Origin of the sequence: Amycolatopsis panacis, from assembly GCF_003600245.1 — a bacterium.
GTDB classification, from domain to species: Bacteria; Actinomycetota; Actinomycetes; order Mycobacteriales; family Pseudonocardiaceae; genus Amycolatopsis; species Amycolatopsis sulphurea.
The window spans coordinates 1-20,599 of sequence record NZ_QZFV01000110.1 but is presented as its reverse complement, the minus strand read 5'-3'; the positions used below and the strand labels follow the sequence as shown (position 1 = coordinate 20,599).

Sequence of the window (20,599 nt, the reverse complement as noted above, 5' to 3'; positions counted from 1 at the left end):
AGGCACCTACGCCCCTGGGCTCGGCACCAGCCTGGCCGGAATTCAAGCCCTGGCACATTCCCAGCCCCGGCCCGCCCGGCGCACCGCCCCGAACCCGCCGTACGACGGCGGGTCCGGGAAACCGGTGCCGGAGCGGTGGATCAGGCGGACTTCTGCTGCCGCGCCAGCCGCGCCACGCACCAGGCCGGGGCGCTGCCGCGGCGCAGGTGCTGGAGCACGGTCATCGGGCCGAGCCGGCGGCTCAGGTCGGACGGGGCGAGGCCCGCCGCCCGGTAGTCCAGGGCCCGCTGGTCGAGCGGGCTGATCCCGGCGTCCCACCACTGCTGGGCCTCGGTGACGTCGCCGACCATCTGCCACCAGCCCGCGGCGGCGACGAGCAGCTCCTCGGGGACCTCCGGCAGCCGGGCGCGCATCGCGTCGAGGTAGCCGGGATCGGCGGCCTCGACCGGGGCGAACCGGCCGGGGCCGGTCCGGGCGCGCTGGGCCGGGATCCCGGGCGGCGCCGCCGGCGCGTCCGCGAGCCAGGCGGAGGCGATGCGGTCGACCTCCTGCTCCTCGGGAGTGCGTTCCCGTTCGGCGGCCCACTGCCGGATCAACGCGTCCACTCCGGGATCTCCGGTCATCCCTGCCTCCTGTTCGGCCCCGACGGGCAGGCCCTGACCGCCTGCCCCGCTGCGCGGTTCCTCGTCTGGCACCCACAGCGTGACCAGCGGACACACCCCGTCCGAGAACGGTTTCCGGGACACCGGACGATCGACCGATCACGCAATGTGAGCACCGTAGGGCTGCGGCGGGTTTCTCCGCCATACCCCGGCCCGGACAAATTCCGTGACCAGGCCGTTTCTTGAGGCAATCCACCCGGATGGTCGAGCGCGGGGTCCGCACCCCCGGGGCCGGTGACTATGCGTCAGCACCCGACCGGAGTACGGCTCAGGAGAACACCTGCTTGAAGAAGGTCACGATGGCGTCCGCGCCATCCTTGAGCCAGCCGAGCACGCGGTGCACCATTTCCGCCGAGTGCGTCGGCTGGCTGATCAGGAAGAACAGCACGAGCACGACCACCCCGATGACGATGACCTTCTTCACGCCGCTGGACATGGCTCCCCTCTGATGCGCGATCCCGGATCCCTTGCGGATACCGGCCGACCACGCGAGCATCACGCGTGGCCTCTTCACTGTAGTGACGATTTGCCCGCAAAGCCCGGACCGGTCCGTGTGGGCACCGAATCAGCGCAAGAAAGTGCAACGCCGTGAGCCACCTCACCATCGGATTACACCCGGAAGTGCCAACCGGATCCCGCTACGCTCCGGCGATGGACGTGCACCGCCCGGCCGCCGGGGCAGCACCGGGCGGCGTCGTGCTGCGCCCGGCAGGCGAGTCCGATCTGGACTTGCTGGAGGCGCTCACCAACGACCCCGACACGGCCGGCGAGTACCAGTGGTTCGGCTGGCACGACCCGGGTTACCTCCGGCGCCGCTGGCGCGACCACGGCCTGCTGAGCGCGGACGGCGGCATGCTCGTGCCCACAATGGACGGCCGCCCGGCCGGGCTGGTCTCCTGGCACCGCACCCGTACCGGCCCGCAGGCCTACTGCTGGAAGATCGGCCTGGTGCTGCTGCCGGAGGCACGCGGGCACGGCATCGGCACCGAGGCGCACCGGCTGCTCGTGCGCTATCTGTTCGCGCACACGCAGTTCAACCGGGTCGAAGCGACGACCGAGGTGGAGAACCGGGCCGAGCAGCGCGCGCTCGAGAAGGCCGGCTTCGTCCGCGAAGGAGTACTACGCGGCTTCGACTTCCGAGACGGGCAGTGGCGCGACCATGTGCAGTACTCGGTGATCCGCTCGGACTTCGGCGACGGCTGAAGTGTGACGCCGGGGCAGGCTGTCCCGATCAGCACCTCGGAGCGTCCGGCCAGGCGCAGCACCACCTCCACGCCCGGTCGGCCCGGTTTACCGAAGGTCCTTCCGCGGGTCACAGCGTGCGGGAGATGATGTCTTTCATGATTTCGCTGGTACCGCCGACGATGCGGGAGATCCGCACGTCCGCCCAAGCCTGCGCGATCGGGTATTCGGTCATGTAGCCGTAACCACCGAACAGCTGCAGGCAGTCGTCCACGACCTTGTTCACCCGCTCGGTCGTCCACAGTTTCGCCATCGCCGCGCCCTGGACGTCGAGTTCGCCGCGCAGGTGCCGTTCGATGCACTGGTCGAGGAAGGCCCGGGACACCACGGCTTCGGTGGCCGCCTCGGCGAGCTTGAACTTGGTGTTCTGGAAGCCGAAGATCGGGCGGCCGAAAGCGGTGCGTTCCTTCGTGTAGTCGATGGTGAGGTTGACCGCGGCTTCCAGCCCGGCGACCGCGGTGATGGCGATGATGAGCCGTTCCTGGGGCAGTTGCCGCATCAGCTGGACGAAGCCCTGGCCTTCCTCCTCGCCGAGCAGGTTCGCGGCGGGCACGCGCACGTCGTCGAAGAACAGCTCGGCGGTGTCCTGGCCCTTGAGGCCGACCTTGTCGAGCACGCGGCCGCGGCGGAAGCCCGGGGTGTCGGTCTCGACGACGATCAGCGAGAGGCCCTGCGCGCCCTCGTCCGGGTTGGTCTTGCAGGCGACCACCACGAGATCGGCGTGAAACCCGTTGGTGATAAACGTCTTCGCACCGTTGATCACGTAGTGATCGCCCTCGCGGACCGCCCGTGTCCGGATGCTCTGCAGGTCCGATCCGGTACCCGGCTCGGTCATCGCGATGGCGCCGACGAACTCGCCGGTGGCCAGCTTCGGCAGCCACTCGCGTTTCTTCTCTTCGGACGCGTAGGCCAGCAGGTAATGCGCGACGATTCCGTTGTGGACTGTGATGCCCCACGCGGCGTCCCCGGCGCGGGCCTGCTCCTCGTACAACGCGGCTTCGTGCGCGAAAGTGCCGCCCCCGCCGCCGTACTCCTCCGGGATGGACAGGCAGAGCAGCCCGAGCGAACCGGCCTTGGTCCAGATCTCGCGGTCGATCTTCTTCTCCGCCGCCCAGCGATCCTGGTACGGGGCGAGCTCCTTCTGCATGAAGGACCGGGACAGCTCCCGGAGATCCTCGAGTTCCGGGGTGGTGCTCCATGAGCTCTGCGGGATCTGCAACGACACGGTGCCTCCTGACGCGTCCAGACTGGAAAACATTACGGCTGGAAGGTAAGTTCTCTCCGGAATGTACCTCTCCGTCGTCCGCCACGTAAAGGGAACCTCGATGACCGAACTCGCCCGTGGACACCGCACCCAGGCCGAGCGCCGCGAGCAGACCCGGACCGCGCTGCTCGACGCGACGATCGATTGCCTGGTCGAGATCGGGTACGCCCGGACGTCGATGCAGGAGATCTGCGCGCGGGCGAGAGTCTCCAAAGGCGCCGCGCAGCATCACTTCGCCACGAAGGCCGAGCTGATGGCCACTGCGGTCGAGCACCTCACCACGAAGCTGAGCACCCAGCTCGCCTCCTCCGTCGACGAGCTGCCGGAAGGGGTGTCCGGCGTCGCTGCCTCGATCGACCTGCTGTGGAAGGGCTACTCGGGCACGCTCTCCACCGCGGTCACCGAGCTGTGGGTCGCCGCGCGGACCGATCCGGAGTTGAAGGCGGCCATCCGCCCGGTGGACCGCGCTCTCGGGGGTACGGCACTGGAGCACGTCAGCCAGACCGCCGGGGAACTGCCGAAGGAACGTGCCGAGACGCTGTTCTGGCTGACGGTAAACCTGACCCGGGGCCTGGCCCTGGACGCCGAACTGGGCGGCGATCCGAAGCGGCGCCGCCGGCTGCTGGAGGAGTGGAAGCGGATCGCGGTGCAGCTCTATTCCGACGGTACCGGCTGAGGCCGCGTCCGGTCTGCGTCCGGTCTGCGTCGTCTGGTGTGGCCGGGGGGTCGAATTGCCGGGGTGATCACTGCGGAACTCGCGACTGGGCGGCCGTTCCTGCTTGGCCGTTCCCCTGCCCAGCCGTCGGTCTGGCCGTCCCCGCCCGGCCGTCCCCGCCCGGCCGTCGGTCTGGGCGCTGGGTCGGCAGGTTCGGCCGAGTTCCGGGTTGTTCTTGTACGCCGAGCGTGCCTGAACGCTGAACCGCCGCGTTGCCACGTCTCGCTGTCGTCCTGATCGCTTGGCAAACCTGGTGATCCGGCGACGCGGCGTTCACTTTTCCCGATTATCCAGCAAATCGGCGACCCCGGCCTCGCCCCCGACCCCTGGCTGCGGTTCGGACCACGGCTGCGGTTCCGGGCGACAGCTGCGGTTCCGGGCGACAGCTGCGGTTCCGGGCGACAGCTGCGGTTCCGGGCGACAGCTGCGGTTCCGGGCGACAGCTGCGGTTCCGGGCGACAGCTGCGGTTCCGGGCGACAGCTGCGGTTCCGGGCGACAGCTGCGGTTCCGGGCGACAGCTGCGGTTCCGGGCGACAGCTGCGGTTCCGGGCGACAGCTGCGGTTCCGGGCCGTCCGGCAGACCGGCCGGCCGGCAGCCGAACTGCTCGCACGGCCGCCCCTGCTCAGCCCCTCCCCTCTCGGTTTCCCTGCCGCCCCACCGTGTTCGGGGTGGCGGGGTGGGTCATTCCGCCGGGGTGGTCAGCAATCCGCGCTCGTAGGCGATGGCGACGGCCTCGGCGCGGCGGCTGGCGCCGAGTTTCGCCATGACCCGGGACAGGTGCACGCTCACGGTCTTTTCGCTGATGTACAGCTCGTCCCCCACTTGCCGGTTCGTGCGGCCCAGTGCGACGCGTTCCAGGACGGTGCGTTCGCGGTCGGTAAGGGGGCTGGTGCGGGGCGCGGGGGTGCTCGGCGCGGCGCCGGGCAGGTCGACGCGGGCACGGCGGGCGAGGGCGCGGGTGGCGTCGCGCAAAGGTACGGCGCCCAGCTTCACGGCGACGGCGTGTGCGGATTCCAATGCTGCCGTGCCCGATTCGCCGGCCGTGAGCCGGGCGGATGCTTCGTGCCAGCGGCAGATCGCTTGTTCGTAGACCGCGCCGTAGGAGAAGGCTTCGGCGGCGTCGGCCCAGAGCGCCGGGTCTGCCGGACCGTCCAGCCCGGACGCGGCGGCCTCCAGCCGGGCCAGCCAGGCGCGGCCTTCCGGGCCGAGCGTGCCCGACCGTGGACTGCCATCGGTGGCGCAGCGACGGCCGTGTTCCAGCAGCCGGCCGCCGGCCCGGAGGTGTTCTTCGACGGCGCGGTGATCGCCGCGTGCGCGTGCCTCGGCGGCCAGCGCAACGGCGGAGGGCATGCCCACGGCGGCGGCGCGGATGCCTGCGAGCAGCGACGGTTCGATCTTTTCCAGCCAGGCCACCAATTCCTCGGTGCTGCGCAAGGCCCCGACGTGGTCGCCACGCCACGCTGCGAGGTGGATCGCCGCTTCGCCCGAGTTCAAGGCGATTTCGATGTCCACGGCCCATTGCCTGCGCAGTTCCCCGGTAAGGTGCGCGGCCTCGTCGAACCGGCCGCGTGCCACCAGGAACAGCACCCAGATGGCCAGGATCCGCGCGGCGACCGCGCTGGAGACACCGCGGCCGGTCCGTCCGGCGTCCTCCTCCGGCCAGTCGCCGCCGAGGTACCGCAGGTAGAGCTGCCGGGCGCGCAGTTCCATACCGTAGGAACTCCAGGTGAGCCCGGTTTCCTCGGCCCGCGCGGTGCCTCGCGCGGCGTGTTCCAGCGCGGACTCCATTTCGGACTGGTCGGCGTAGCTGAGCGCGAGGAAGTACATCGCCCGGAGTTCGACGTTCAGGGCGCCCGCCTCGTGCGCTTTCCGCTCGGCCTCACGCAGCCGTGCGCGGGCTTCGGTGGCATCGCCCGCGGAGTCGGCCAGCGTGCCGAGGGTGATCAGCGCGGACGCCTCGGCGCCGGCCGAACCGACCGACCGCGCGGTGGAGACCGCGGCGATCGCGCTTTCGAGGGCTTCGTCCGGACGGTCGGACAGGCGCAGGAATGCGGCGCGCGCCGCGAGTACCCACGAGCGGGCCGGAGTCGGCTCCTCGTCCGCCAGGAGTTGCCATGCGCGTTCGATCGCCTCGGTCGCTTCGTCGAGTGTGCCTTCGAGCGCGAGCAGCGATTCGGCGTAGCGGCGCCACGCGTGGGCGGCCCGCGCGGGTTGGGCGTCCGGCGGCAACGCCTCTACCGCGGACCGCGCGTACGCCACCGCGCGCTCCGGCTCGCCGGAGGTGCCCGAGAAGTAGGAGGCTTCGTCGAGCAGCTTGACTTCGTCGAAGTCGTCCGGGTGGTGTTCGGCCGGCACCGCGTCCCAAATGGACAGTGCTTGTTCCACGTGCCGCAGCGCGACGCCGGGTGCGCCGAGTTTCTCCGCCTCGTACATCGCCCGCAGCAGCGCGGGCAGTGCGGTGCCGAAGTCCCGGCTCTCCAGGCTGTGGTAGGCGAGCTTCGCGTCTTTTCCGCGCCCCTGGGCGGTTTCTTGGATTCGCGCGGCGTACCCGGCGTGCATCCGGGTGCGTTCGCCGGGGAGCAGATCGGCGTAGACGGCTTCTTGCAGCAATGCGTGGCGGAAGACGTAGAAGCCGTCGTCGATCACCAGTACGTGATGCTGCACGGCTTCGCGCAGCGTCTCGTCCAGCTCTGCCTCGTCGAGCCCCGCCACGTGCGCGAGCGCGGCGTGTGACACGCCTTCGCCGGCCACCGAGACCACCCGCAGTACGCGCCGGGTCTCGGCTGGGAAGCGTTCCAGGCGGGCGAGCAGCACTTCGGCGAGGCCGGCCGGCAAATCGGCGCAGTGGGCGCCGCTGGCGAGCAGCTCCTCGACGAAGAACGGGTTGCCCTCGGAGCGCTCCGCGATCTCCGCGACCACGTCCGGATCGAGGGGTTCCTCGGCGAGCGCGGCCACGAACGCCCGCGCGTCGGCGGGTTCGAGCGGGGTGAGCACCAGCCGCTCGACGGTGGCCAGGCGCACCAGCTCGGACAGCAGGCCGCGCAGCGGGTGCCGGCGGTGCACGTCCTCCTCGCGGTAGCTGCCCACGACCAGCAGCCGCTGCCCGCGCAACCGGCTGAGCAGGACCGACAGCAGGTCGCGGGTGGAGGAATCGGCCCAGTGCAGATCCTCCACCAGCAACACCACCGGCCGGTCCCGGGCGATCTCGGTCAGCACCCCCAGTACCGCGTCGAACAGCTGCAGCTGACCGAGATCCTGTTCCGGCTGCGGCCGGCGCGCGGCCTCCCGCTCGCCCGCCGCGACCTGCCCGTGGTCCCCGCCGGCCTCCGGCTCCCCGCCTTGGGGCAGCAGCCTGCGCAACGCCGGCCGGGCCCGCACGGCCGCCGCGACGACCGGATCACCGGCCGCGCCGAGCGGCTCGAGCGCCTCGGCGAAGGGGAGGTAGGGCAGCCCGCCGTCACGCACGTCGATACAACGGCCGGTGAGCACCAGGGCGCCACCGGCGACCGCATCCTCGGCGAGCGCGGTGAGCAGCCGGGTCTTGCCTACCCCCGCGTCGCCCGCGACCAGCACCGCATTCGCTTCCCCCCGCCCGGCACGCGCGAGCGCGGCGCGTAGCCGCCGCATCTCCTGCGTGCGGGCCACGAGCGGAATTCCGGAACCGAGACGGGGCACGAGAGGCATTCTGGCTCAGACCCCCGACAGTTCCGGCACGGTTTTCCGACGGTCGGCGGGTTCAGGTGGTCCGCCCAGAGCGAACAGCCCGATGTGGCGTGGTGGAGCCACTGGTGGCCGGGTGGCCGGCAATTCCCGGAATCTGCCGACGTCGGCCGCGGACCGGCCCGCCCGGAGACGGTCGATGGCGGGGGAATCTGCGGGGAGGGTCGGCAGTCGGGTTTCGGGCTGGGGGTTCGGGAAACTCACACGAACGGATGATGGCCGGGTTGGTGGGTGAGCGGTCGAGCGTCTCCCGTGGGTGGGTGGGCCGCAGTGGTGGCGACGCGTGGGATGGCGACGTGGGCGGGTGGGCAACGGTGCTGGGTGCGACCGGCTCCGAACACCACAGGGGCGGATGGGGATCGACGCTGCAAGCGACCGGCGAGGAACCCCGCGGGGGTCGGTGGGCAGCGGTGCTGCGAGCGGACAGTCGAGAACCCCACGGAGATGAGTGGACAACGATGCCGGGCGCAACCGGCCCGGAACCCCGCAAGGGGCGCGTGAGCAACGGTGCTGCGAGCAGACAGCCGAGAACCCGGCGGAGGTAAATGGGCAACGACGCTGCAAGCGACCGACTCTGCACCCCACGGCGGCGGGTGACCGCCGACTCCGTGGCCGAGCGTCGGGGAACACGACGCGAGCAGGTGAACGGCGGTCTCGCAGACTCCCCGGCGTCGGGTTGCCGGGGACGGGCGGTGGTTCGCCCACGAAGATCACCTGCCAATCAGCGGAATCGGTGCGGCCCAGCGCGGTCCCGGCCGGCTGTCGTAAGTGGCCGTGGTCTGGCGTCGCCGCGCGACATGCGGACCCGAGCTGGACTGGGTCGAAACCGGTGTCCGGACCCGAGCTGAGCCCAAACCCGCATCGGCTTCTGGACCCGGCCTCCGCCTGAATCCCGCCCCGAGGTGTGGGCCCGGATACCGGAGCCGAGCCCGGATCAGACTCGATCGCGAGCATCCGCGGAGTTCGCCGCCGGGGCGCGCCGTTGCTGCGGCGGTACCGACACCTGCGACGCCGACGACACTGACGGCGCCGGTGATGCCGAGCCCGCCGGTGATGCCGGAGTCGATCGATGTGCCCGGAACCAGTGCAGCATCCGGTTCGGGCGGTGGCGGGAGCGGCCTGCGGCGCGCTGCAGTTCGGCGGCGCGGTACTCCACCTCGGGGCGGGTGGCGTCCAGGAAGCCTGCGTTCATCGGGGTTCTCCTCGGCACTCGATTCGTCAGCACAACGAAGTCCAGAGTGCGGCTGAGGCCCGCCCGGCCACATCGGATGATCGCCCAAAGCCGAGCGCAAACCGGCCCCTTACCCACACCCAAGGCCTCGGAAAGCCTGGTCAGCGGGGTAAGGGGCCGGGAGGAGGTGCGAGGCTCAGGCGGATTCCGAGCCGGCGCGTACCGCGGCGAGCAGCGCCCGCCAGCCCGAGGCGGGCAGCCGGAAGGCGCCCCCTTCGGGGTCCTTCGAATCGCGCACAGCGGCGCCGCCGCCGACGAAGGCGACCTCGACGCAGTCGTTGCCGCCGCCGCTGAAGCTGCTCTTGCGCCACTGCGCCCGGGAAAGGTCGTCCGGCATCATGGTCTCCACTTCCTCACTGTGTCTCGTTGCGAACCTGGGTCTCGGTTCCACGGTGGTGCACTAGCCCGCGCCGGCGGCCTGTTCGGCGAACCGGGCGGCCGCCTCGGCGATGAGCTCGACCGAGTCGTCCGGTTTCAGTGCGGCTGCGCGCAGATGGTCGAACATCAGCGCGTAGCGCCGGACGTCGTCGGGCTGCTCCAGGTACAGCCCGCTGGAGGTGCTGTCGTCCACGTAGACGACATCGGGGTCGGCCTGCTCGGGGAAGCCCATGATCAGGAACGGGCCCTCCATCCCGGGATGCGCCCCGGCCCCGAACGGCACCACCTGGACGGTCACGTTCGGCTTCTCCGCCACGACGGTCATCTGCCGCAGCTGCTCGGCCATCACTTCCGGGCTGTCCACGACGCGATAGAGGACCGCCTCGTCGACGACCACCCAGTACTCCGGCGGCGACTTGTCCTCAAGCAGCGCCTGCCGGGCCATCCGCGCGGCGACCCGGCGGCGGATCTCGGCGTCGTCGGCGTCCGGCCGGAGCGCGCGGATGACGGCGTGCGCATACTGTTCTGTCTGCAGCAGCCCCGGCACCAGCAGCGCCTGGAACGCATGCAGCGAACTGGCGTCCGCCTCCAGCCCGACGAAGGTGCCGGTGAAGACCTCGTTGTAGGCGTGCCACCAGCCGCGTTTGCGCGCCTCGCGGGCCAGCTGCACGAGTGCTTCCTGCTCGTCGCCGGTGATCCCGTACAGGGCGAGCATGTCCCGGGCGTCGCGCGGGGTCACCCCGACGTGCCCGGTCTCGATCCGGCTGACCTTGGACGCGGAGCATTCCAGCTTCTCGCCGACCTCGTCGATGGTGAGGTCGGCCGCCTCGCGCAGCCTCCTCAGCTCGCTGGCGAGCCGCCGGCGGCGAACGGTGGGTCCCTGGCCTCTCGCCACGACAGCACCTCCGGTTCGTGTACCGCATGCGCGCACCCGATGCCCGCACCACTTATCTAACCAGTTGCCCGGCCGGTTCGTGGAATGGTGACACCGCGGCATTCCCGGATCGGTGCCGATCCGGGTGCCGAACTGCAAAATGCAGGATGCGCTTGTACGCTGGCATTGTGCACGGCGGTCCGCCGAGGCCGCTGAGCAGGGTAGACGAGGACTCGCCGGGAAACGCGCGGGCGTTTTCCCGGTGTCAGGTGCCCGGGGCTGTCCCCCGACCGGTCCCGGGCACCACCCGGCTTTCGCCGGAAAACATTCCCCGGGCGGTCATTACCGGGTCATTCCACGGCACGAAAGCATGGTTTTCCGCCGATCCGGTCAACTCTGAGTGCCACTCAGCGCACTCGCAGCAGGCCCTCCTGCACGACGGTCGCGACGTGCTCGCCCTCGCGGGTGAAGAATCGTCCGGTGGCCAGTCCCCGGGCGCCCGAGGCGCTGGGCGAGGTGCTGTCGTAGAGGAGCCATTCGTCCGCGCGGAACGGCCGGTGGAACCAGAGCGCGTGGTCGAGACTGACGCCGAGCACCTCGTCCACGTCCCAGTACACGCCGTGGCGCGCGAGCACCGAATCGAGCAGGGTCATGTCCGAGGCGTAGGTGAGCACGCAGACGTGCAGCAGCTGCGCGTCCGGCAGGGTACCGTCGGCGCGCATCCAGACCCGGTTGTGCCCGGAAAAGGCCCCGCTGGTCCGGGTGATCCACGGCGGATCGCCGACGTAGCGGATGTCGATCGGGCGCGGCCGGCCGGCGAATCGCAGCGGGAAGCCCTCGGCGCGTTCGGCGAAGGTCGGCAGGGTCTCCGGGTCAGGCACCTCGGGCATCGACTCGGCGTGGTCGATGCCCGGCTCGTCGGTCTGGAACGAGGCGGACAGCGAGAAGATCGCCTTGCCGTGCTGGATGGCCACCACCCGCCGGGTGGTGAACGACCGGCCGTCACGGATGCGGTCCACCTGGTAGACGATCGGGACGCTCGGGTCGCCGCCGCGGATGAAGTAGGCGTGCAGCGAGTGCACCCGCCGCGTCTCCGGCACCGTGCGCCCCGCCGCGACCAGCGCCTGCCCGGCCACCTGACCGCCGAACACCCGCACCGGGGACTGCGCGGGCGAGATGCCGCGGAAGATGTTCTCCTCGATCCGCTCCAGATCCAGCAGCGCGACGAGCTTGTCGAGCACGAGCCGACCACCGCCACCGGACACCGAGTCCAGTCCGGTGGCGGCCTGCCTGGCCATTTCCGTCATGTCCGGAAACTACCGCCGCGCGAGGGCGGGCACCGCTCAGGCGTGGTCGTCCTCACCGAGCCGGTGCACGTGGATCAGGTTGGTGGAGCCGACGGTGCCCGGCGGGGAGCCGGCCACGATCACCACCAGGTCGCCCCGCTGGTACTTGCCCATCTCCAGCATCGAGTGGTCGACCTGCTGGATCATCTGGTCGGTGGAGTCCACCCGCGGCACGATCTGGGTGGTGGTGCCCCAGGTCATCGCCAGCTGGCTGCGCACGCTCTGTTCCGGGGTGAACGCCATCAGCGGCAGCCGGGTGTGCAGCCGGGCCAGCCGGCGCACGGTGTCGCCGGACTGGGTGAACGCGACCAGCGCCTTGGCGTTCAGCCGCTCGCCGATGTCGCGGGCGGCGTAGGAGATCACGCCGCGCTTGGTGCGCGGGACGTGCGTCAGGGGTGGCACCACCGGGGAATCGGTCTCCACCGCCTCGACGATCCGGCCCATGGTCTGCACGGTCTCGATCGGGTAGCGGCCGACGCTCGTCTCACCGGAGAGCATCACCGCGTCCGCGCCGTCGAGCACCGCGTTCGCCACGTCGGAGGCCTCCGCGCGGGTCGGGCGGGAGTTGCTGATCATCGACTCCAGCATCTGCGTGGCGACGATGACCGGCTTGGCGTTCTCCCGGCAGATCTGGATGGCCCGCTTCTGCACCAGCGGCACCTGCTCCAGCGGCAGCTCCACGCCCAGGTCGCCGCGGGCGACCATGACCGCGTCGAAGGCCAGCACGATGGCCTCCAGGTTGTACACCGCCTCCGGCTTCTCGATCTTCGCGACCACCGGCAGCCGTCCCTTACCGACCCGGTCCATCACCTGGTGCACCAGGTCGATGTCGGCGGGCGAGCGGACGAAGGACAGCGCGATGAAGTCCACGCCGAGCTGCAGGGCGAATTCGAGGTCCTCGATGTCCTTGTCGGACAGTGCGGGCACCGAGACGTCCATACCGGGCAGGGACACGCCCTTGTTGTTGCTGACCGGGCCGCCTTCGGTGACCTCGCAGACCACGTCCGGGCCCTCGACCTCCTTGACCACCAGGCCGACCTTGCCGTCGTCGACCAGCAGCCGATCCCCCGGCTTGGCGTCCTTGGCCAGGCCCTTGTACGTGGTGGAGACCCGGTCGTGGGTGCCCGCGACGTCCTCGACGGTGATCCGGACGACGTCGCCGGTGTGCCATTCGGCCGAGCCGCTGGCGAAGGTGCCCAGCCGGATCTTCGGGCCCTGCAGGTCGGCGAGGATGCCCACCGCCCGGCCACCGTCGGCGGCCGCGGACCGGACCAGGTCGTAGACCTGCTTGTGGTCGCTGTGGCTGCCGTGGCTGAAGTTCATCCTCGCGACGTCCATCCCGGCGTCGACGAGTGCCCGCATCTTCTCCGGTGTGGAGGTCGCGGGGCCCAGGGTACAAACGATCTTCGCGCGTCGGCTCACACCGGGACAGGGTAGTCGCTTGCCGGGGCGCCGTCTGTACCGATCCCGAAACTCCGGGCGAAGTCTTCCCGAACGTCTTCGCCGGACGTCCGGACGGCGCACGGCTCAGCGGCGTGGCCGCTCGCTCGGGCCGACGTGGTCACGGGCCCATTCGTTGAACCGGCGGACCTGCCGCCAGTGCTTGCGTACCCGGTCCAGCGCCGCGCGTTCGTGCAGGAAATCGTCCGGCGCCCAGGCCCGGACCGCGTAGACCGAGCGGTACCGGAGCAGGTCGAGCCGGGGGTGGTCCTCGGCGTACCCGCGCGGGCGGGATTTGAGCCGGTCGCCCAGGATCTCCCAGCCCTGCTTGCGCAGAGTGGCCAGCATGCCCGCCAGCTCCGGGCCGTGCAGATCGGTGTCCACCGCGGTGCGGAACCTGGCCAGCTGATCGGACGCGAGATGGAAGCAGCCGCCGCCGACGCGCAGCCCGGCCGGGCCCACCTCCACGTAGTACGCGCCGCCGCCGCGGCCTGCCTCGATCACTCCGCCGCAGTGGGTCTTGTACGGCGTCTTGTCGCGCGCGAACCGCACGTCGCGGTACGGCCGGAAGACCTTGCCCGCGCCGAATCCCTCGCCGAACTCGGCCTGCAACTCGCCGAGCAGCGCTTCCATCGGCGCCCGCACGTGCTCCCGGTAGATCTCGACGTGGTCTTCCCAATAGGGCTTGGAATTGTCCGCGAGCAGCCCGTCGTAGAACTCGACGGCGTGCTCCCCGAATCCGCTGAACCTCACCCTCCGCACGATAACCCCCACCACCGACAAAGCTGTGAAGGGCACCTTCACGGACTCTGGGTCCGTGAAGGTGCCCTTCACAGCATTTCAGCCGGTCAGTTCGCGAGGGCGCTGATCAGCTCGCCGTCCGGGGTGTCACCGGACAGTTCCCAGAACATTGTGCCGCCGAGGCCCTGGGTCCTGGCGTAGGACGTCTTGCCCGCGATGGTCTCCGGGGTGTCGTAACTCCACCAGTTCGACCCGCACTTGGCGTAAGCGGTGCCCGCGACCTTGCCGGTGGCCGGGCAGCTGGACTTGAGCACCTTGTAGTCCTCGATGCCCTGCTCGTAGGTGCCCGGGGCGGGTCCGGTGGCGGTGCCGCCGGGAGCGTCCTGGGTCACGCCCGTCCACCCACGACCGTAGAAACCGAGGCCCAGCAACAGTTTCGACGACGGGATGCCGCTGCTCTTCAGCTTCTGGATCGCCGCGTCGGAGTAGAAGCCCTTGGTCGGGATCCCGTCGTAGGACGCCAGTGGCGAATGTGGAGCGGTCGGCCCCTGAGGCGCCCACGCGCCGAAGAAGTCGTAGGACATCACGTTGTACCAATCCGCGGACTGCGCGGCGCCCGCGTAGTCGGCCGCGTCCATCTTGCCGCCGTCGGTGCCGTCCGCGGTGATCGACGCGGTGACCAGCTTCGAGGACCCGAACTTGTCCCGTAGCGCGGAAAGCACCTTCTTCAGCGCGTCGGGACCGCTGTGGTCACAGGTGAGCCCGCAGGCGTTCGGGTACTCCCAGTCGATGTCGATGCCGTCGAACAGCCCGGCCCACCGCGAGTCGTTGACCAGGTTGTAACAGGAGTCCGCGAACGCGGCCGGGTTCTGCGCGGCCTGGCCGAATCCGCCGGACCAGGTCCAGCCGCCGAACGACCAGAGGACCTTGAGGCCGGGATGCTTGGCCTTCAGCTTCTTCAGCTGGTTGAAACTGCCCGCGAGCGGCTGGTCCCACGTGTCCGCGACACCGTCCACACTGCCGCCGGCGTCGTAGGTTTTCTGGTAGTCGGCGTACGGGTCGCCGACCGCGCAGCCGCCGTTGGTGACGTTGCCGAAGGCGTAGTTGATGTGCGTCAGCTTCGCGGCCGAACCGGAGGTCTCGATGTTCTTGACGTGGTAATTGCGCTGGTAGATCCCCCAATCGGTGAAGTAGCCGACCACCTTGCCGGCGGCGGCCTGCGGGGTGGCGGGGGCGGTCTGGCCGGCCGCGGCGGGCACCGCCAGCCCGATCGCGGCGAGCGCGACGCTCGCCAGCCCGGCCAGCGCGGACAACGCTGTTCTCTTGCTCGTGCGGGGCATTCCGGCTCCCTTCGGGGAGTCACCTGGTGGTGACGGATCAGGGATGAGAAGTGGGGACGAATTCACCGTAAAGTGGTCTGAACCAATCGTCAATCCTTCGGAATTGGTTCAGACCAGAAGGAGGTAGCGGCGCGCATTCCTTGACAGGCATATGCCCGGCGGGGCAGATTCGCGGATGTGATGCAGACCTTCGACGTGCTCGCCGAGCCCCGCCGCCGGGCGCTTCTCGACCTGCTGCGCGACGGCGAGCGCTCGGTCGGCGAGCTGGTCGCCGAACTGGAGCTGAGCCAGCCGGCGGTGTCCAAGCACCTGCGCGTGCTGCGCGAGGCCGGGCTGGTCACCGTCCGGGTGGCCGCGCAGCGGCGCTGTTACCGGCTCCGCCCGGAACCGCTCGCCGAGGTGGACGCCTGGCTCGCGCCGTACCGGCAGTTCTGGTCCGGCCGGCTCGACGCGCTGGAACGCCGGCTGGACGAGAGCGGCTGAACCCGCGCTACCCGAGCAGGCGCCGGGCCGTGGCGAGCACGGGATCGCGCCCGGCGGCGAGGTCGGCGGGCGCGAACACCGGCGCCGGCACGTCCGGGCCGATGCCGGTGCCGTCGTAGGTCCGTCCCTGCGGGTCGAGATACTCCTCGTTCGGCACCGCCAGGCGCCAGCCGGGGCGGGGCAGCGTGCGCTCCATGGTGTCGGAGTAGACGCCCTGCGTCGGCTGTCCGATCAGGACCGGACGTGGACGGCGGTTCAGCAGTGCCTGGACGAAGGTCTCCCCCGCGGACGCATCGAGGTCGCCGATCAGCACCGCGACCGGCCCCGGGTAGCGAGGACCGGCGGCGGGCCGCACGAAGAACGGCTGCGGCGTGGTGAACCGCGCCGGGTCGCGGGGATCGTTGCGGGCGCGTTTGGCGTAGGCGAAGTGCGGCGCGTTCGTCAGCCGGGCGGCGACCTGCAGACCGAGCGGGTCGGCGCCGCCGCCGTTCACCCGCAGATCCAGGATCAGCCCGTGCAGCGCGGAAATCCGGGCGGTAGTGAAGATCTCGTCGAGCGCGTTGCCCAGTGCGGCACGGTCTCCGGCGAAAGTGCCGGTGTAGCCCTGGAAACTCTCGATCCGCAAGTATCCGATACCACCGGGAAGATCCGCGTACCCACCCCCGGCCCAGTGCCGCACGGGCGCGTCCAGGTTGGCGTCGGCGACCGCCACGGTGCGCGGGATGGTGGTGGCCGGGTCCGGGGTGCCGGGCCGCAGCGAGGTGCACCGCCGGTCGGGAGTGAACAGGCCGACGTGGGCGTCGTGCAGCGGCGAGATGAGTCCACAGAGGACGTTGTAGAGCCGATCCGGGTGTGCGGCGACCTGCTGTCGCGCGGCCCGGCCTTCAGCAGGCCAGTCCACGCCCTTGGCGGCGAAGAACGGGTAGTTCTCCGCCAAGGTGTGCCAGAAGATGTCGAAAGTGGACAGTGCGTCCGACGACGGCCGGGCACGGCATTGCGCGGGCAAGGCGGGCAACCGATGCAGGAACCGCACGCCCAGGTCACCATCGAAGCTGAGCTTGCCTGCACGACGGTCCACAGTGGCGACAAGGCCTTCGTTGGCGGCGAACGTCGTCCCGTCGCCGGTTCCGGTGACCGATCCGGGGAGACAGCTGTCCTCCGTGACGTCGTAGGTGGTCAGCTTCCCGCCGGCCACCTCGATCAGCTGCCGGTAGCCGTCGGTGCGCCAGACACCGTCCACAGTGGAGTTCACCGGCGCCGCGACGACGGAGAGCGCGGCCAGGCCCGCCAGGAGGATTCGCACGAAGGCGACGGTAACGAAACATCGGGGGCGCACGGAATCCCGCGCGCCCCCGGTCCCGCGGTGGGGTCAACCCCACTCGAGGAAGTGCTCAGCCGAAGAAAACCTCGGCCTCCTCGTAGCGTTCCACCGGCACGGTCTTCAGCTCGGCGGTCGCCTCGGACAGCTTCACCCGGACGATGTCGGTGCCCCGCAGCGCCACCATGGTGCCGAAGTCGCCGTCCGCCACCGCGTCCACCGCGTGCAGGCCGAAACGGGTGGCCAGCACCCGGTCGTAGGCGGTCGGCGTGCCGCCGCGCTGCACGTGCCCGAGCACCACCGCGCGCGATTCCTTGCCGGTGCGCGTGGCGATCTCGTCCGCCAGCCAGGTGCCGATGCCGCCGAGCCGCACGTGCCCGAACGCGTCCTTCTCGCCGGTCAGCAGCTTCTCCTCGCCGCCCTCGGGCAGCGCGCCCTCGGCGACCACGATGATCGGCGCGTACTCCTTCTCGAACCGCCGCTCGACCCACGAGACGACCTGGTCCACGGAGAAGTGCCGCTCCGGCACCAGGATCACGCTCGCCCCGCCGGCCAGGCCGGAGTGCAGCGCGATCCAGCCCGCGTGCCGTCCCATGACCTCGACCACCAGCGCCCGGTGGTGCGATTCGGCGGTGGTGTGCAGCCGGTCGATCGCCTCGGTGGCGATGGACACCGCGGTGTCGAACCCGAACGTGTAATCGGTGGCACCGAGGTCGTTGTCGATCGTCTTGGGCACGCCGACCACGCCGATGCCGTCGTCGGTGAGCCGCTTCGCCACGCCGAGGGTGTCCTCGCCGCCGATCGCGATCAGCGCGTCCACGCTCTGGTCGGCGAGGACCTTGCGGATCTTCTCGACGCCGCCGTCGACGTTGTACGGGTTGGTCCGCGAGGAGCGCAGGATGGTGCCCCCGCGGGTGAGGATGTCCTCGACGTCGGAGAGGCCGAGCGGGCGGCTCTGCCCGGTCATCGGGCCCTGCCACCCGCTGCGGAAGCCGACGAACTCCCAGTCGTGCACCTCGATGCCCTTGCGGACCACCGCGCGGATCACCGCGTTCAGGCCGGGGCAGTCACCGCCACCCGTCAGCACACCGACACGCATCTGTCGCCTCCGTACTCTTCTCATGGGGAGATTGGGGTCACAACGCGGCCAGCGTAGCGGGTTTCCTCTGGATCGGTGCAGGCCGTACCACCTGCCGAATCGGTCCGCGGCCGGGGCGGGTGCCGGCTGTGCTACGGTGGCGCCGTGCAGCGCTATTTCTGGTTTACGAAGCCGGCCCCGGGTGGGTCTGGCGGCGTGACCCTGCGCTGAGCCCCACCCCGAGCCGGAGTAGTTCCCGGCTCGGCGAGTTCCCGCGGGCCGGTTCCCCCAGAAAGGACCGCCCTCCCATGCCCACCTCCTCTCTCGCCGCCGCCCCTGCCGGGACGAGTGCGCTCGATCAGCAGCGGACCACCTCGGTCAGCCCGCTGCTCTCTCCCGCCCTGCTGCGCGAGGAGTTCCCGGCCGACGCCGCGGTGGCGAAGATCGTGCGAACCGGGCGCGCGGAGACGGTCGCCGTCCTCGACGGCCGCGACGACCGGCTCGCGGTGATGGTCGGCCCGTGCTCGGTGCACGATCCGGACGCCGCGCTCGACTACGCGCGCCGGCTGGCCACGAAGGCCGAGCAGCTGCGCGGCGAGCTGCACATCGTGATGCGCGTCTACTTCGAGAAACCGCGCACCACACTGGGCTGGAAGGGCCTGATCAACGATCCGGACCTGGACGGCACCTTCGCGGTGAACAAGGGCCTGCGGATCGCGCGGGAGCTGCTGCTCGCGGTGTCCGCGCTCGGGCTGCCGGTGGGCTGCGAATTCCTCGACCCGATCACCCCGCAGTTCATCGCGGACGTGGTGACCTGGGGTTCGATCGGGGCACGCACCGCGGCCAGCCAGGTGCACCGGCAGCTGTGCAGTGCCTTGTCCATGCCGGTCGGGATCAAGAACTCGACCGAGGGCGACGTGCAGGTCGCGGTGGACGCCACCCGCGCGGCCGCCGCGTCGCACGTGTTCCCCGGCATCACCCTCGACGGGCTCGCCGCACTGATGACCACCGCGGGAAACCCGGACTGCCACGTGATCCTGCGCGGCGGCTCGGCGGGCCCGAACCACGATCCGGCGACGGTGACCGAGACCCTCGGCAGGCTCGCGAAAGCCGGGCTGCCACAGCGCCTGGTGGTCGACGCCAGCCACGGCAACAGCGGGAAGGACCACGTCCGGCAGGCCGGGGTGGTGCGGGAGCTGGCCGCCCGGATCGCCGGCGGGGAGCGCGGCATCGCCGGGCTGATGCTGGAGAGCAATCTGCTCGCCGGGCGGCAGCACCTGGTACTCGGGCGGGCCGGCGACCTCGCCTACGGCCAGTCGATCACCGATGCCTGCCTGGACTGGGACACCACCGACGAGCTGCTGGACACGCTGGCCGCGGCGGTGCGCGAACGCCGGTGAGCGCGGGACTCCGGCGGGTACACGGTTTCGCCAGGAGGCCACAGTGGACGGACAGGATGGACGGACACTGTGGAGGGACACTGTGGAGGGACGCGGATCGCCCACTCGACCAGGTGAGAAACCCGGCCGCCAAGGCGGTCCACCGAACGGTGAAAAGCCGTGCATTACTCGTTCGAGGGATCGCATTCCGCGCTCCGGAGAGTAATGTTCGACTCACCGAGAGCATCGATTGCGGACTCGCGGTGTCGCCGGAAAAACCGTGCATTCACCCGCGAATCCCGTGACCTGGCACGGCCGTCCCGGAGCAGGGAAAGAAGGCGGAGGCATCGAACGTCCGCGGTAGCCCGTTCGATGCCTTTTCCCTGCCCGCGTGCAGACATTTCCACGCGGGTTCACTCCGGTGGCCGGCACACCTCACCGTGTCACGAGAGAAAATCCTGTCACGAGAGAAAAGGTATCCCCATGGGATCTCTGTCCCGCATCGGCGGACGGGCATTGGCACTGGCCTGCACGGCCCTGATCGGTGGCGCCGCGGCGGCGGTGGCCGAACCGGGTGCCGCGCATCGGATCATCATCTTCGACGGCACTGTCCAGGCGGTCCGGGAATCGTCGGGCGCCCCCTTTCTCTGCTCGGTCAATCAGGTGCTGCTGGGCCGGTCGCACAACGGTGACCAGAACGGCGGCACCACCTACTACTGCGGCCTGGTCCTCGTCGACGGGCAGCAGGTCACGGTGAGCGCGCCGGTCTGGAGCACCGCGCAGCAGGAGAGCAACTCCTCCTTCGCCGCCCCGGCTGATCGCGTCCTGGTCGGCCAGGATTCCGCGAGCGGGACCACGAGGTACGCGACCGCCACGATGTCCGCGTGGGGACGCACCGTGCAGCTCGCTTCCTACCGGTGGTCACCGGATCAGCGGGAGAGCAGCAGCTACTCCAAGGGCGGCGACTACGAGGTGATGGTGGGCCGCCAGCACTCCGGCGACGACCACGGCCAGACCCGCTACCAGTACGCGAAGGTCGTCGGCTGATCGGAGCGTGGCCGTGCGGGTCACGGGCTTCGGCCCGCACGGCCACGCAGGTTCGCAGCGGGCGGATCCGGCCGGACCCACGAACCCCCGCAGCGGGCTCAGCGACAGCTTCGGTCAGCACCCGGCCGGCCGATTGCCCACACTCCCAGGTGACAAACCCGGGAATGCGGTGACTCTCGGCGACGACCGGGTCGGCACCGCCCCCAGGGTCCCGGCAAAGTTGGTCGGGGGCCCGGCAGTGGGCGATGCGGAGGTGTGTGCGACCACCTCGTGGCGTGCGCCGGACCGGTTTCGGGTCTGTGAAGGGACCCTTCACAGACTCAGAGTCCGTGAAGGGTC

18 protein-coding genes are annotated in these 20,599 nt (G+C 70.4%); 5 read left to right on the top strand and 13 right to left on the bottom strand.

Annotation, left to right across the window (positions count from 1 at the left end):
* Window positions 1-140 precede the first annotated feature (140 nt).
* Together D5S19_RS24085 and D5S19_RS31815 are read right to left on the bottom strand one after the other, a co-directional pair.
* A complete protein-coding gene (locus D5S19_RS24085) occupies window positions 141-623 on the bottom strand; it encodes a transcriptional regulator (protein WP_098514682.1) in 483 nt (160 codons plus the stop codon).
* A 307-nt stretch (window positions 624-930) separates the two neighbouring features.
* A complete protein-coding gene (locus D5S19_RS31815; RefSeq protein WP_141544385.1) occupies window positions 931-1,176 on the bottom strand; it encodes a hypothetical protein in 246 nt (81 codons plus the stop codon).
* 137 nt (window positions 1,177-1,313) lie between these two features.
* Between D5S19_RS31815 and D5S19_RS24080 the strand changes: the two genes are divergently transcribed.
* A complete protein-coding gene (locus D5S19_RS24080) occupies window positions 1,314-1,865 on the top strand; it encodes a GNAT family N-acetyltransferase (protein ID WP_120025675.1) in 552 nt (183 codons plus the stop codon).
* 109 nt (window positions 1,866-1,974) lie between these two features.
* Here D5S19_RS24080 and D5S19_RS24075 read toward each other — a convergent pair whose 3' ends face one another.
* Window positions 1,975-3,129, bottom strand: a complete 1,155-nt coding sequence (locus D5S19_RS24075) for an acyl-CoA dehydrogenase family protein (RefSeq protein WP_120025685.1) — start codon at window positions 3,127-3,129, stop codon at window positions 1,975-1,977.
* Window positions 3,130-3,229: 100 nt separating this feature from the next.
* Between D5S19_RS24075 and D5S19_RS24070 the strand changes: the two genes are divergently transcribed.
* Window positions 3,230-3,844, top strand: a complete 615-nt coding sequence (locus tag D5S19_RS24070; protein WP_120025674.1) for a TetR/AcrR family transcriptional regulator — start codon at window positions 3,230-3,232, stop codon at window positions 3,842-3,844.
* Window positions 3,845-4,566: 722 nt separating this feature from the next.
* Here D5S19_RS24070 and D5S19_RS24065 read toward each other — a convergent pair.
* The 8 genes from D5S19_RS24065 to D5S19_RS24030 form a co-directional block, all read right to left on the bottom strand.
* Window positions 4,567-7,569 (bottom strand): helix-turn-helix transcriptional regulator, encoded by a 3,003-nt coding sequence (locus D5S19_RS24065; protein WP_120025673.1) that lies wholly within the window; start codon window positions 7,567-7,569, stop codon window positions 4,567-4,569.
* A 970-nt stretch (window positions 7,570-8,539) separates the two neighbouring features.
* A complete protein-coding gene (locus D5S19_RS24060) occupies window positions 8,540-8,797 on the bottom strand; it encodes a hypothetical protein (RefSeq protein WP_120025672.1) in 258 nt (85 codons plus the stop codon).
* Window positions 8,798-8,972: 175 nt separating this feature from the next.
* Window positions 8,973-9,173 carry a DUF397 domain-containing protein gene (locus tag D5S19_RS24055; protein ID WP_120025684.1) on the bottom strand — a complete coding sequence of 67 codons (201 nt, stop codon included), beginning with the start codon at window positions 9,171-9,173 and terminating at the stop codon, window positions 8,973-8,975.
* Between the two features lie 63 nt (window positions 9,174-9,236).
* On the bottom strand, window positions 9,237-10,109 hold the full coding sequence (locus D5S19_RS24050; RefSeq protein ID WP_120025671.1) for a helix-turn-helix domain-containing protein: 873 nt from the start codon (window positions 10,107-10,109) through the stop codon (window positions 9,237-9,239).
* A 386-nt stretch (window positions 10,110-10,495) separates the two neighbouring features.
* On the bottom strand, window positions 10,496-11,395 hold the full coding sequence (locus D5S19_RS24045) for an acyl-CoA thioesterase (protein WP_120025670.1): 900 nt from the start codon (window positions 11,393-11,395) through the stop codon (window positions 10,496-10,498).
* A 36-nt stretch (window positions 11,396-11,431) separates the two neighbouring features.
* Complete coding sequence (gene pyk / locus D5S19_RS24040) at window positions 11,432-12,856, bottom strand: pyruvate kinase (protein WP_098510411.1); 1,425 nt, start codon at window positions 12,854-12,856, stop codon at window positions 11,432-11,434.
* A gap of 105 nt (window positions 12,857-12,961) precedes the next feature.
* Window positions 12,962-13,627 (bottom strand): DUF2461 domain-containing protein, encoded by a 666-nt coding sequence (locus D5S19_RS24035; protein ID WP_120025683.1) that lies wholly within the window; start codon window positions 13,625-13,627, stop codon window positions 12,962-12,964.
* Between the two features lie 95 nt (window positions 13,628-13,722).
* Complete coding sequence (locus D5S19_RS24030) at window positions 13,723-14,955, bottom strand: glycoside hydrolase family 18 protein (RefSeq protein WP_120025669.1); 1,233 nt, start codon at window positions 14,953-14,955, stop codon at window positions 13,723-13,725.
* Window positions 14,956-15,135: 180 nt separating this feature from the next.
* On the opposite strand from D5S19_RS24030, the gene D5S19_RS24025 reads away from it, so the two are divergent.
* The gene (locus D5S19_RS24025) at window positions 15,136-15,438 is read left to right on the top strand and encodes an ArsR/SmtB family transcription factor (protein WP_325050313.1); all 303 of its coding nucleotides are present in this window, start codon (window positions 15,136-15,138) and stop codon (window positions 15,436-15,438) included.
* Window positions 15,439-15,445: 7 nt separating this feature from the next.
* Here D5S19_RS24025 and D5S19_RS24020 read toward each other — a convergent pair whose 3' ends face one another.
* On the bottom strand, window positions 15,446-16,741 hold the full coding sequence (locus D5S19_RS24020) for a S41 family peptidase (protein ID WP_233574120.1): 1,296 nt from the start codon (window positions 16,739-16,741) through the stop codon (window positions 15,446-15,448).
* An 88-nt stretch (window positions 16,742-16,829) separates the two neighbouring features.
* Window positions 16,830-17,855: a 6-phosphofructokinase gene (locus D5S19_RS24015; RefSeq protein ID WP_120025666.1), complete on the bottom strand. Its 1,026-nt coding sequence runs from the start codon at window positions 17,853-17,855 to the stop codon at window positions 16,830-16,832.
* A 287-nt stretch (window positions 17,856-18,142) separates the two neighbouring features.
* Between D5S19_RS24015 and D5S19_RS24010 the strand changes: the two genes are divergently transcribed.
* A complete protein-coding gene (locus D5S19_RS24010) occupies window positions 18,143-19,234 on the top strand; it encodes a 3-deoxy-7-phosphoheptulonate synthase (RefSeq protein WP_120025665.1) in 1,092 nt (363 codons plus the stop codon).
* A gap of 462 nt (window positions 19,235-19,696) precedes the next feature.
* The gene (locus D5S19_RS24005) at window positions 19,697-20,260 is read left to right on the top strand and encodes a hypothetical protein (RefSeq protein WP_120025664.1); all 564 of its coding nucleotides are present in this window, start codon (window positions 19,697-19,699) and stop codon (window positions 20,258-20,260) included.
* Window positions 20,261-20,599: the final 339 nt, after the last annotated feature.